This window comes from Micromonospora globosa, from assembly GCF_000717585.1.
GTDB classification, from domain to species: domain Bacteria; phylum Actinomycetota; class Actinomycetes; order Mycobacteriales; family Micromonosporaceae; genus Micromonospora; species Micromonospora aurantiaca.
The window spans coordinates 87,289-99,805 of sequence record NZ_JNZR01000010.1; the positions used below are offsets into that span (position 1 = coordinate 87,289).

Below are 12,517 nucleotides of genomic sequence, written 5' to 3' on the forward strand. Positions count from 1 at the left end.
TGGAGATCCACATCGCCGTCAACCTCATGATCGACGGGGAAACCGGGCGGGCCGGGCGGGCCGGGGGAGCCGGGCGGGGGGCCGGGGCGTGATCTTCGAGAAGGTGGTGCGGCCCCGGCTGTTCTCGCTCGCGGGCGGGGACGCGGAGGGGGCGCACGAGTGGACGCTGGCGCGGCTGGCCGCGGTGTCCCGGCAGCCGGCGGTCCTCGCCGCGCTGCGGGCGGCGTACTTCCGGTCGGCGCCGCGCACCGTGTTCGGGGTGCGCTTCCCCAACCCGGTCGGGCTGGCGGCCGGGATGGACAAGAACGGACTCGCGCTGCCGGCCTGGCCGGCACTGGGCTTCGGCTTCGTCGAGGTCGGCACCGTGACCGCGCACGCCCAGCCGGGCAACCCCCGGCCCCGGCTGTTCCGGCTGCGCGACAGCGAAGCCGTGATCAACCGGATGGGCTTCAACAACGCCGGTGCCGAGGCGCTGGCGGACCGGCTGGCCGCGTTGCCGCGCCCGCTCGGCGTGCCGCTGGGCATCTCGCTCGGCAAGTCCAAGGTGACCCCGCTGGACGAGGCGGTCGAGGACTACCTCGCCTCGTACCGGGCGCTCAAGGATCACGGCGACTACTTCGCGGTGAACGTGTCCTCACCGAACACCCCCGGGCTGCGGTCGCTTCAGGACCGGTCCCATCTGGACGCGTTGCTCGCCGCGCTGGTGGGGGAGAAGCCGGTGCTGGTGAAGATCGCCCCGGACCTGACCGAGCCGGCCGTGGCCGAGCTGCTGGAGGTGTGCCTCGACCGGGGCGCGGCCGGGGTCATCGCCACCAACACCACACTCGCCCGGGACGGGCTCGCCCCGGCCGACCGGGAGCGCGCCGCCGAGGCCGGCGGGCTGTCCGGCCGGCCGCTGACCGCCCGGGCCCGGGAGATGGTCGCCTTCGTGCACCGGGAGACAGGCGGCCGGCTGCCGGTGATCGGCGTGGGCGGCATCCTGCACCCCGACGACGCCACACGCATGTTCGACGCCGGCGCCTCCCTGCTCCAGCTCTACACCGGCTTCATCTACCGGGGCCCCGCCCTCACCCGAGCCATCACAACCCGAACCTGACCCGCGCGATCTTGCAGTTCCGGCCCCGGCACACCGCCCCATTCCGGGCGCTGCCGGGGCGGCAACTGCAAGATCGCGGGGGAGAGGGCCGAAGGAGGAGACGTGACGCCCGAGGAGATCCTGGAAGCCGACCGGCGGCACGTGTGGCACCCGTACGCCCCGATGCCCGGCGCCGGCGCGCCCTACGTGGTCGACAGCGCCGCGGGGGTGCGGCTGCGGCTCGCGGACGGGCGGGAGCTGGTCGACGGGATGTCGTCGTGGTGGGCGGCGATCCACGGCTACCGGCACCCGGTGCTCGACGCCGCGGTGACCGACCAGCTCGGGCGGATGAGTCACGTCATGTTCGGCGGGCTCACCCACGAGCCCGCCGTACGCCTGGCGCGCACGCTCGTCGAGCTGACCCCGGACGGCCTGGAACACGTCTTCCTGGCCGACTCCGGCTCGGTCAGCGTCGAGGTGGCGGTGAAGATGTGCCTGCAGTACCAGCGGGCGCTGGGACGCCCGCAGCGACGCCGGCTGGGCACCTGGCGGGGCGGCTACCACGGCGACACGTTCCACCCGATGAGCGTCTGCGACCCGGAGGGTGGCATGCACCACCTCTGGGGCGACGTGCTGCCCCGGCAGGTGTTCGCGCCGGTGCCGCCGCCAGGCTTCGACGCGGCGCCGGACCCGGCGTACGAGGCGGTGCTGGTGGAGGCGGTGGAGCGGCACGCCGGCGAACTGGCCGCGGTGATCGTCGAGCCGGTCGTCCAGGGCGCCGGCGGGATGCGGTTCCACCACCCGCACTATCTGCGCGTGCTGCGCGAGGTGACCCGGCGGCACGGCATCCTGCTGGTGTTCGACGAGATCGCCACCGGCTTCGGCCGGACCGGCCGGATGTTCGCCGCCGAGCACGCCGGCGTCACCCCGGACGTGCTCTGCGTCGGCAAGGCGCTCACCGGCGGGTACCTGACGCTCGCCGCGGCGCTGTGCACGCCCGAGGTGGCGCGGGCCATCTCCGCCGACGGGGTGCTGGCGCACGGGCCGACGTTCATGGGCAACCCGCTCGCCTGCGCCGTCGCCAACGCCTCCCTGGACCTCCTGCGGGCCGGGGACTGGGCGGGACGGGTGACGGGCATCGCCGACGGCCTGCGGGCCGGCCTGGCGCCGTTGCGGGACGCGCCCGGTGTGGCCGACGTACGCGTGCTCGGCGCGATCGGGGTGGTGCAGCTCGACCACGAGGTGGACCTGCCCCGGGCGACCGCCGCCGCGGTGGCCGAGGGGGTGTGGCTGCGCCCGTTCCGGGATCTCGTCTACACGATGCCGCCGTACGTCTGCGACGCCGCGGACGTGGCGCGGATCGCGGCCGGAGTGGCCGCGGCGGTCAAGGCCGGCTGAGCCCGGCCGGTTCGACAGGGCGCGACGGGAGGCCCGTCGCCGGACACGCCAGGCGGCCCGGAGCCGCCGGGAGAGGGAGAGACGCATGGAGACGTTCGGCGCCCGTCTGCACCGGGCCGTGGCGGAACGAGGGCCGCTCTGCGTGGGGATCGACCCGCACCCCGGGTTGCTGACCGCGTGGGGCCTGTCCGACGACGTGGCGGGCCTGGAGCGGTTCTGCGCCACCGTGGTGGAGGCGATCGGTGACCGGGTCGCCGTGGTCAAGCCGCAGTCGGCGTTCTTCGAGCGCTTCGGCGCCCGGGGCGTCGGCGTGCTTGAGTCAACTATCCGACAGTTGCGAGATTTGGGAGCGCTCACTCTGCTCGACGTCAAGCGAGGTGACATCGGCTCTACCGTCGCCGCGTACGCCTCGGCGTACCTCGATCCATCCAGCCCTCTGTATGTCGACGCGGTCACCGCGAGCCCCTACCTGGGAGTAGGTTCGCTCGCCCCGATGTTCTCCACCGCCGCCGAGCACGGTGGCGGGGTCTTCGTCCTGGCGCTCACCTCCAACCCGGAGGGTGCCTCCGTGCAGCGCGCCGTGGGCGCCGGCGGGCGCACCGTCGCGCAGACCGTGATCGACGAGATTTCCCAGCTCAACCGCGGTGCGGAGCCACTCGGCAGCTTCGGTCTGGTGGTCGGCGCGACAGTCGGTGAGACGGGTCACGATCTGGACTCGGTCAACGGTCCGCTGCTCGCGCCGGGGCTGGGCGCGCAGGGCGGAACACCCGCCGGGTTGCGTACCGTGTTCGGCGCCGCGCTGCCGTGGGTGCTGCCGTCGTACTCCCGGGAGGTGCTCGGCGCGGGCCCCGACCCGGCCGGCCTGCGGGCCGCCACCGAGCGGGTGCTGGCCGACTGCCGGGCCGCCCTGGGCACGGCGGACTGACTGACGGCTCGGTCACTTTGGGTTGATCATCGCGCGTCCACGTTGCCGAAATCTCCGTTGACCGCTAGTTTTCCCCGCGCTGGGAACCACGGACCCCTTTGGTTGCCAGCGACACCACGTTTCACAGATGCGGTGGGGCGCTCAGCCCGCCGTACTAGGGACCTGAGGAGAACTGGTGCCGCTCCCGTCACTGACCCCCGAGCAGCGCGCTGCCGCGCTGGAGAAGGCCGCGGAGATCCGCAAGGCCCGCGCTGAGCTGAAGGAGCAGCTCAAGCAGGGCAAGACCACCCTCGCCACCGTCCTCGAGCGGGCCGAGTCCGACGACGTCGTGGGCAAGCTGAAGGTTTCGGCCGTGCTCCAGGCGATGCCGGGCATCGGCAAGATCCGGGCCACCCAGATCATGGAGAAGCTCAAGATCGCGGACAGCCGTCGCCTGCGCGGCCTCGGCGAGCAGCAGCGCAAGGCTCTGCTCGGAGAGTTCGCCGCCAACTGAACGGCCCGCCGTGTAGAAACAAGCGGTGAGCACGGATGACGAGGCGCGCTCGGCGGCTCGGCTCACTGTCCTGTCCGGTCCCTCCGGGGCCGGCCGGAGCAGTGTCGTCGAGGCGGTCCGGGCGCGCCTTGCGTCTGTCTGCGTGCCGGTGGTCGCCACCACCCGCCCACCCCGTCCGGACGAGCGTGACGGCGTCGACCGCGTCTTCCTCGACGCGCCCGGCTTCGACCGGCTGATCGCCGCCGGAGAGCTGCTGGAGTGGTGCCGGATCGGGCCGTACCGCCGGGGGGTGCCCCGGGCCGAGGTGCGGGCGCGGCTCGCGGAGGGACGGCCGGTGCTGCTGCCGCTGGACCTGGCCGGCGCGCTGGCGGTACGGGTGGCGGCGCCCGGCGCCCGGCTGGTGCTGCTCGCGCCCCCGGCGTACCGGGCCGACCCGGACGTCGCGGCCCTCTTCGCCCATGCCGTGGCACACGACCACACCGAGCGCGCCGCGGCGGAGCTGGTAGGATTGCTCGGTTCGTCCTTCCTGGCTCCGGCCCGACCGCCCGCGGGCGGCGCACGAGACGCAGAGGTTTAATTCGTGGGATCCATCGCCACCAACCCCGAGGGCATCACCAACCCGCCGATCGACGAGCTGCTCGAGAAGACCACCTCGAAGTACGCGCTGGTCATCTTCGCCGCCAAGCGCGCCCGTCAGGTCAACGCCTACTACAGCCAGCTCGGTGAGGGCCTCCTGGAGTACGTCGGCCCGCTGGTGGAGACCACCCCGCAGGAGAAGCCGCTCTCCATCGCCATGCGCGAGATCAACGCGGGCCTGCTCACCGCCGAGCCGACCGACCAGCCGTAACCCCGCCAGCGCCGATGCCCGCCGAGATCGTCCTCGGGGTCGGCGGCGGCATCGCCGCCTACAAGGCGTGTGAGCTGCTCCGGCTCTTCACCGAGTCGGGTCACCGGGTCCGGGTGGTGCCGACCGCCTCGGCGCTCCGCTTCGTCGGGGCGCCGACCTGGGCGGCCCTGTCCGGCCGGCCGGTCGCCGACGACGTCTGGTCCGACGTGCACGAGGTGCCGCACGTGCGGCTCGGGCAGCACGCCGACCTGGTCGTGGTCGCCCCGGCCACTGCCGACCTGCTCGCCAAGGCCGCCCACGGGCTCGCCGACGACCTGCTCACCAACACGCTGCTGACCGCCCGCTGCCCGGTGCTGCTGGCCCCGGCCATGCACACCGAGATGTGGGAGCACCCGGCGACCGTCGCGAACGTGGCCACGCTGCGCTCGCGGGGCGTCCGCGTGATCGAGCCGGCCGTGGGCCGGCTCACCGGGCGGGACACCGGCAAGGGCCGCCTGCCCGACCCGGCGGAGATCTTCGCGGTGGCCCGCCGGGCCCTGGCCCGCGGCGTCGAGGCCGAGGCCGATCTGGCCGGCCGGCACGTGGTGGTCACCGCCGGGGGCACCCGCGAGCCGCTGGACCCGGTCCGGTTCCTGGGCAACCGGTCGTCCGGCAAGCAGGGGTACGCGTTCGCCCGCGCCGCCGTGGCCCGGGGCGCCCGGGTCACGCTCGTCGCGGCCAACGTGGCGCTGCCCGACCCGGCCGGGGCGGACCTGGTCCGGGTGGGCACCACCGAGGAGCTGCGCGACGCCACGCTGGCGGCGGCCGCCGACGCGGACGCCGTGGTGATGGCCGCCGCGCCCGCCGACTTCCGGCCGGCCAGCTACGCCACCGGGAAGATCAAGAAGTCCGACGACGGTGTCGCGCCGACCATCGAGCTGGTCACCAACCCGGACATCGCCGTCGAGCTGGGGCGGCGTCGCCGGCCCGGGCAGGTGCTGGTGATCTTCGCCGCGGAGACCGACGCCGCGGAGGCCAACGGCCGGGCCAAGCTGGCCCGCAAGGGGGCCGACATGATCGTGGTCAACGAGGTCGGCGTGGACAAGGTCTTCGGCGCCGACACCAACGCGGCCACCGTGATCGGCGCCGACGGCGCCGTGCACCGGCTGCCCGAGCAGCCCAAGGAGGCCCTGGCCGACGCCGTCTGGGACCTCGTCTGTCCGCGGCTGCCGTCGCGTTCCTGACGGTTGGTCGACCCGCGTTCATCGCGTCGCGGCGGAACGATGATGACTAAACTGCCGCCGAGCGACCTTTAAAAGTCTTCACATGCTTAGGAGTGCCGTGACACGTCTCTTCACGTCCGAATCGGTCACGGAGGGCCACCCGGACAAGATCGCCGACCAGATCAGTGACGGCATTCTCGACGCGCTGCTCGCCCAGGACCCGCACAGCCGGGTCGCGGTGGAGACGTTGATCACCACCGGTCAGGTGCACGTGGCCGGCGAGGTGACCACCAAGGCGTACGCCGACATCCCCACCATCGTCCGCGAGACCATCCTCGGCATCGGCTACGACTCGTCGAAGAAGGGCTTCGACGGCGCTTCCTGCGGCGTCAGCGTGTCCATCGGCGCCCAGTCGCCGGACATCGCCCAGGGCGTCGACAACGCCTTCGAGCTGCGTACCGGTGGGTCGGAGAGCGCGCTGGACGCGCAAGGTGCCGGCGACCAGGGCATGATGTTCGGCTTCGCCTGCTCCGAGACGCCCGAGCTGATGCCGCTGCCGATCGCGCTGGCGCACCGGCTGGCCCGGCGGCTCGCCGCGGTCCGCAAGGACGGCACGATCCCGTACCTGCGGCCGGACGGCAAGACGCAGGTCACCATCGAGTACGACGGGCTGCGCCCGGTCCGGCTCGACACCGTCGTCGTGTCCAGCCAGCACGCGGCGGACATCTCGCTGGAGTCGCTGCTCACCCCGGACATCCGGGACCACGTCATCGCCCCGGAGCTGGAGGGCCTCGGCCTGGAGACCGAGGGCTACCGGCTGCTGGTCAACCCGACCGGGCGGTTCGAGATCGGCGGCCCGATGGGTGACGCCGGCCTGACCGGCCGGAAGATCATCGTGGACACGTACGGCGGGTACGCCCGGCACGGTGGCGGCGCGTTCTCCGGCAAGGACCCGTCGAAGGTCGACCGGTCGGCCGCGTACGCGATGCGCTGGGTGGCCAAGAACGTTGTGGCCGCCGGGCTGGCCGAGCGGTGCGAGGCGCAGGTCGCGTACGCGATCGGCAAGGCGCACCCGGTGAGCCTGTTCATCGAGACGTTCGGCACCGAGACCGTGCCGGTCGCCTCGATCGAGAAGGCCGTGGCCGAGGTGTTCGACCTGCGTCCGGCCGCCATCATCCGGGACCTGCACCTGCTGCGCCCGATCTACCAGCAGACCGCCGCGTACGGCCACTTCGGCCGGGAGCTGCCGGAGCTGACCTGGGAGGGCACCGACCGGGCCGCCGACCTCAAGTCGGCCGCGGGAGCCTGACCGCCACCACGCGCCGCGACCGGCGACCCGCGCAGGGGTCGCCGGTCGCGCGCGTCTGCGTGGACGTGCCGCTGCCCCACCTCGACCGTCCCTTCGACTACCTGGTGCCGGAGGCGCTCGACGCCGACGCCCGGCCCGGGGTGCGGGTGAAGGTGCGGTTCGCCGGGCAACTCGTCGACGGCTGGCTGCTGGAGCGCGCCGAGTCGTCCGAGCACCCCAAGCTGGCGTACCTGGAGAAGGTCGTCTCCCCGGTGCCGGTGCTGTCCCCGGAGGTGGCCCGGCTGGCCCGCGCGGTCGCCGACAGGTACGCCGGCAGCCTCGCCGACGTGCTCCGGCTGGCGGTGCCGCCCCGGCACGCCCGCGCCGAGAAGGCCGTCACGACGGACACGCCACCCACCGACGAGCCCGCGCCCGACGGCACCGAACCTGACGGCAGCCCCACCGACGGCACCGAACCTGACGGCAGCCCCGCCGACGGCACCGCGCCCGGGGGCGTACCGTCCGAGGCCGCCGACGCGGGGGCCCGGCCGGGTGGCCGGGCGGAGGTGGATCCGCGCGGCTGGCGGGACTACCCGGCCGGGCCGGCGCTGCTGCGCGCGCTCACCGACGGCCGGCCCGCCCGCGCGGTCTGGTCGGCGTTGCCGGGGGAGGACTGGGCCGACCGGTACGCCGACGCGGTCGCCGCCACGGTGGCCGGTGGCCGTGGTGCCGTGGTCGTGGTGGCCGACGCCCGTGACCTGGACCGGCTCGACGCCGCCCTGACCGCGGTGCTCGGCGCGGGACGCCACGTCCGGCTCGCCGCCGCCGACGGTCCGGCCCGCCGCTACCGGGCCTTCCTCACCGCCCGGACGGGCGGGGTGGACGTGGTGATCGGCACCCGGGCGGCGATGTTCGCCCCGGTGCGGCGGCTCGGCCTGGTGGCGATCTGGGACGACGGCGACGACCTGCACGGCGAACCGCGGGCGCCCTACCCGCACGCCCGGGACGTGCTGCTGACCCGGGCGCAGCTCGGCGACATCGCCGCGGTGGTCGGCGGCTACGCCCGTACCGCCGAGGCGCAGTTGCTGGTGGAGACCGGCTGGGCGCGCGAGGTGGTGGCCGACCGGGCGGTGGTGCGCGCGCGTACCCCGGCCCTGGCGCCCACCGGCGACGACCCGCAACTGGCCCGCGATCCCGGCGCGGCCTCGGCACGGCTGCCGAGCCTGGCCTGGACCACCGCCCGGGACGCGCTGCGCGCGGACCTGCCGGTGCTGGTGCAGGTGCCGCGCCGGGGTTACGTGCCGTCGGTGGCCTGTGCCGACTGCCGCGCCCCGGCCCGCTGCCCGCACTGCGCCGGGCCGCTCGCGCTGCCGTCGGCGCAGGGCACGCCCGCCTGCCGCTGGTGCGGGCGGGTGGCCGCCGCGTACGCCTGCCCGGAGTGCGGCGGGCGGCGGCTGCGCGCCTCGGTGACCGGTGCCCGGCGGACCGCCGAGGAGCTGGGCCGGGCGTTCCCCGGCGTGCCGGTGCGGACCTCGGGGCGGGAGGAGGTGCTGGCGACGGTGCCGGGCGGCGCCGGGCTGGTGATCGCCACCCCGGGCGCGGAGCCGGTCGCGGAGGGCGGGTACGGCGCGGTGCTGCTGCTCGACTCGTGGGCGCTGCTGACCCGGGCCGACCTGCGGGCCGGCGAGGAGGCGCTGCGGCGCTGGATGGCCGCCGCCGCGCTGGCCCGGCCCGGTACGGCAGGTGGCCGGGTGGTGGTGGTCGCGGACGGCGCGCTGGCCCCGGTGCAGGCGCTGCTGCGGTGGGACTCCGCCTGGTTCGCGGCCCGGGAACTGGCCGAGCGGCGCGAGCTGGGCTTCCCGCCGGCGGTCCGGATGGCGAGCGTCACCGGCGCGGCCGAGGCGGTGGCCGACCTGCTCGCCGGCGCCCGGCTGCCGGGCGACGCCGAGGTGCTCGGCCCGGTGCCGGCCGACGAGGGCCGGGAGCGGATGCTGGTACGCGTGCCCCGGTCCCGGGCCGCCGCGATGGCCGAGGCGCTGCACGCCGCCGCCGGGCAGCGCAGCGCCCGCAAGGCGGCCGACCCGGTACGGCTCCAGGTCGATCCGCTCACCCTGTTCTGATCGGACGCGATCGCGTGACAGTGCGCACGCGGACCCTCGCGCACGGTCGTGACCTGGGGTTTGCCGCACACCTGGTCCGGCAATCGAGTAGCGGGCGGTGATAGCATCGCCCGTCATGCCCAGCCGTGCGGTTTTCCCGCGCGGGACGCGGCGCGGCGGGTGCCAGAGCACGTCGGGCCGACACGGATTCGATGTCGTCAGTCAGCCGGTGAGCAGGGGTGGACCAGTCGTGACCGTTCGTCAGTCGATCGTCTTCAACGGTGACCTCGGCAGTGGCAAGAGCACCGTCTCGGTCGAGATCGCCAAGCGGCTCGGGCTGCGCCGGGTCAGCGTCGGCGACCTCTACCGCCAGATGGCCCAGGAGCGGCAGATGACCGCCCTCCAGCTCAACCTGCACGCCGAGCTGGACCAGGCCGTCGACGGGTACGTCGACCAGCTCCAGCGCGACATCGCCGCCTCCGGTGAGTCCCTGGTCATGGACTCCCGCCTGGCCTGGCACTTCTTCACCGACGCGCTCAAGGTGCACATGATCACCGAGCCGACCGAGGCGGCCCGGCGCGTGCTCGCCCGCCCGTCCGGCCCGGCCGAGAGCTACACCTCGCTGGAGGAGGCGCGGGCCAAGCTGCGCGAGCGCAGCGAGAGCGAGCGCGGCCGGTTCATCGTCCGGTACGGCGTCGACAAGGCCCGCCTGCGCAACTACGACCTGGTCTGCGACACCACCCGGGCCAACCCGGAGCAGGTCATCCAGCACGTCATCGACGTCTACGAGGGCCGCCTCGGCGCGGACGTGCTGCGCGCCGGCCGGCCGCTGCTGCTGCTCGACCCGAACCGGGTGTACCCCACCGAGGACGTGTCGACGCTGCGCGGCCTCTGGGACTCCGACGCCGCCGCCGAGGCGGCCGGACGCGACGAGGAGCCGGAGCCGCTGAGCATCGGCTACACCGGCGAGTACTTCTTCGTCGTCGACGGCCACCGGCGGCTCAGCGCGGCGGTGCGCGCCGGCCTGCCGATGGTCCCGGCCCGGCTGGTCGCCGAGGTGGACGAGCCGGTGGTCGGCGGGATCAGCGCCGTCGACTTCTTCACCGCGCAGGCCCGCCCGGGGCTCATCCACGACTGGGAGGACGCGCACGGCATCACGCTGCCGCTGCCGGAGCACGCGCTGCTCGGCGGCGGCCCGGTGCTCGCCGGGGAGCCGGGCGCCGGCGCCTGACCGCCGGGGACACCGCCACCTCGCCGTCACGGGTTCACCCGATCCGGCGGGCCGGAGCATGATGAAGGCCTCCGATGCCTGGGGAGGCGGAATCGTGGATCCGACCGACGCGCTCGCGCTGCTGATGTCCCCCGAGGGTCGTCTCGACCCCTATCCGACGTACGAGCGGCTGCGCGCGCACGGCCCGGTGGTCCAGGCCGGGCCGGTCTTCTACGTGGTCACCGGCTACGCCGAGGCCGACGCGATCCTGCGCGACGCCCGGTTCGGGTGATGGACGACGCGCTGCGCGACCAGTTCATGCCCGGCTGGCGGGAGAGCCCGGCCGTGCTGTCGATCTCCCGGTCGATGCTGCGCACCAACCCGCCCGACCACAGCCGGATGCGGCGGCTGGCCGCCGGCGCGTTCACCCCGCGCCGGATCGCCGCGATGCGCGACGTGGTGCGGGCGCAGGCCGACGAGCTGGTCGACGCGATGCTCGCCGCCGACGAGCCGGTCGACTTCATGGCCGCGTTCGCGTACCCCCTGCCGGTCGGCGTGATCTGCGCGCTGCTCGGCGTGCCGGCGGCGGACCGGCCGCTGTTCCGGCGCTGGGCCACCGACCTGACCGGCGTGCTCGAACCGGAGATCACAGCCGACGAGCTGGCGGTGGCCGACCGGGGCGCGACCGAGCTGCGGGGCTACTTCACCGAGCTGGTGGCGGCCCGCCGCCGGGCCCCGGCCGACGACCTCACCACCGCGCTGGTCCAGGCGCACGACGGTGGCGACCGGCTCTCCGGCGACGAGCTGCTGGCCAACCTCATCGTGCTGCTGGTGGCCGGCTTCGAGACCACCACCAACCTGCTCGGCAACGGCCTGGTGGCGCTGCTGGAGCATCCGCGCGCCGCGGCGGCGCTGCGCGAGCGGCCCGACCTCGCCCCCGCGTACGTCGACGAGCTGCTGCGCTACGACTCACCGGTGCAGCTCACCTCGCGGATGAGCACCGCGCCGTCCCGGTACGGCGACGTCGACCTGCCGCCGGAGAGCTGGGTCATCGTGCTGCTCGGCGCGGCCAACCGGGATCCCCGCCGCTATCCCGATCCGGCCCGCTTCGACCCGTGGCGGGCGCAGATCGCGCCGCTCTCATTCGGCGCCGGGCCGCACTACTGCCTCGGCGCGGCGCTGGCCCGGCTGGAGGCGCAGGTGGCGTTCCCGCTGCTGCTGCGCCGGCTGCCCGGGCTGGCAGTGGCGGGCCGGCCCGAGCGGCGGGTCCGGCTCACCCTGCGTGGTCACGCCACGCTGCCGGTGAGCGTGGGGTGGGAGGCGGCCCCGGTCACCGTTCCCGGTACGCCACCCGGGGCGGCCGGGCCGACTCCGTAGACTGGACGCGCATCGTTCGACCCAGACAAGGAGCCACGCCGAGTGACCGTCCAGCCCATCCGTCTGTTCGGCGATCCGGTGCTGCGCACGCCGGCCGACCCGGTCGTCGACTTCGACGCCGAGCTGCGCAAGCTGATCGCCGACCTGACCGACACGATGCGCGAGCAGAGCGGCGCCGGCCTGGCCGCGCCGCAGCTCGGGGTGGGCCTGCGGGTGTTCACCTTCGACGTCGACGACGTCCTCGGCCACCTGGTCAACCCGGTGCTGGAGTTCCCCGACGAGGAGGAGCAGGACGGCCCGGAGGGCTGCCTGTCCATCCCCGGGCTCTACTTCGACACCAAGCGCCGGCAGAACGTGATCGCCAAGGGCTTCAACGGCTACGGCGACCCGTTGCAGATCGTCGGCACCGGGCTGATGGCCCGCTGCGTGCAGCACGAGACCGACCACCTCGACGGGGTGCTCTTCGTCGACCGGCTCGACGCGGCCGGCCGCAAGGAGGCCATGAAGGCGATCCGCCAGGCCGAGTGGTACGACCAGGCCGCGCCGCCGACGGTCAAGCTCAGCCCGCACGCCGCCGGCAACCCGTTCGGCCTGGGGCGGTGA

General features: G+C 74.4%; 11 protein-coding genes and 1 pseudogene. All 12 read left to right on the top strand.

Annotation, left to right across the window (positions count from 1 at the left end):
* The first annotated feature begins 88 nt into the window (after positions 1 to 88).
* Entirely contained in the window at positions 89 to 1,096 is a 1,008-nt protein-coding gene (locus tag IF06_RS0112255) for a quinone-dependent dihydroorotate dehydrogenase (protein ID WP_013285512.1), read from the top strand.
* 102 nt (positions 1,097 to 1,198) lie between these two features.
* Positions 1,199 to 2,473 (top strand): adenosylmethionine--8-amino-7-oxononanoate transaminase, encoded by a 1,275-nt coding sequence (locus tag IF06_RS0112260; RefSeq protein ID WP_030271046.1) that lies wholly within the window; start codon positions 1,199 to 1,201, stop codon positions 2,471 to 2,473.
* 85 nt (positions 2,474 to 2,558) lie between these two features.
* A complete protein-coding gene (gene pyrF, locus IF06_RS0112265) occupies positions 2,559 to 3,398 on the top strand; it encodes an orotidine-5'-phosphate decarboxylase (RefSeq protein ID WP_030271048.1) in 840 nt (279 codons plus the stop codon).
* A gap of 175 nt (positions 3,399 to 3,573) precedes the next feature.
* Positions 3,574 to 3,891, top strand: coding sequence for an integration host factor, actinobacterial type (gene mihF, locus IF06_RS0112270; RefSeq protein ID WP_013285515.1), 318 nt, complete (start codon positions 3,574 to 3,576; stop codon positions 3,889 to 3,891).
* Positions 3,892 to 3,916: 25 nt separating this feature from the next.
* Positions 3,917 to 4,468, top strand: a complete 552-nt coding sequence (locus IF06_RS0112275) for a guanylate kinase (protein WP_030271049.1) — start codon at positions 3,917 to 3,919, stop codon at positions 4,466 to 4,468.
* A 3-nt stretch (positions 4,469 to 4,471) separates the two neighbouring features.
* Complete coding sequence (rpoZ, locus tag IF06_RS0112280; RefSeq protein ID WP_013285517.1) at positions 4,472 to 4,738, top strand: DNA-directed RNA polymerase subunit omega; 267 nt, start codon at positions 4,472 to 4,474, stop codon at positions 4,736 to 4,738.
* 14 nt (positions 4,739 to 4,752) lie between these two features.
* A complete protein-coding gene (coaBC, locus tag IF06_RS0112285) occupies positions 4,753 to 5,961 on the top strand; it encodes a bifunctional phosphopantothenoylcysteine decarboxylase/phosphopantothenate--cysteine ligase CoaBC (protein WP_030271051.1) in 1,209 nt (402 codons plus the stop codon).
* A gap of 82 nt (positions 5,962 to 6,043) precedes the next feature.
* Positions 6,044 to 7,249 carry a methionine adenosyltransferase gene (gene metK, locus IF06_RS0112290; RefSeq protein ID WP_030271053.1) on the top strand — a complete coding sequence of 402 codons (1,206 nt, stop codon included), beginning with the start codon at positions 6,044 to 6,046 and terminating at the stop codon, positions 7,247 to 7,249.
* 59 nt (positions 7,250 to 7,308) lie between these two features.
* Entirely contained in the window at positions 7,309 to 9,348 is a 2,040-nt protein-coding gene (locus IF06_RS0112295) for a primosomal protein N' (RefSeq protein ID WP_030271055.1), read from the top strand.
* 229 nt (positions 9,349 to 9,577) lie between these two features.
* Positions 9,578 to 10,558 carry an AAA family ATPase gene (locus IF06_RS0112300; RefSeq protein WP_013285521.1) on the top strand — a complete coding sequence of 327 codons (981 nt, stop codon included), beginning with the start codon at positions 9,578 to 9,580 and terminating at the stop codon, positions 10,556 to 10,558.
* A gap of 94 nt (positions 10,559 to 10,652) precedes the next feature.
* A pseudogene (locus IF06_RS32105) lies at positions 10,653 to 11,914 on the top strand (cytochrome P450).
* 42 nt (positions 11,915 to 11,956) lie between these two features.
* Entirely contained in the window at positions 11,957 to 12,517 is a 561-nt protein-coding gene (def, locus tag IF06_RS0112310; protein ID WP_030271057.1) for a peptide deformylase, read from the top strand.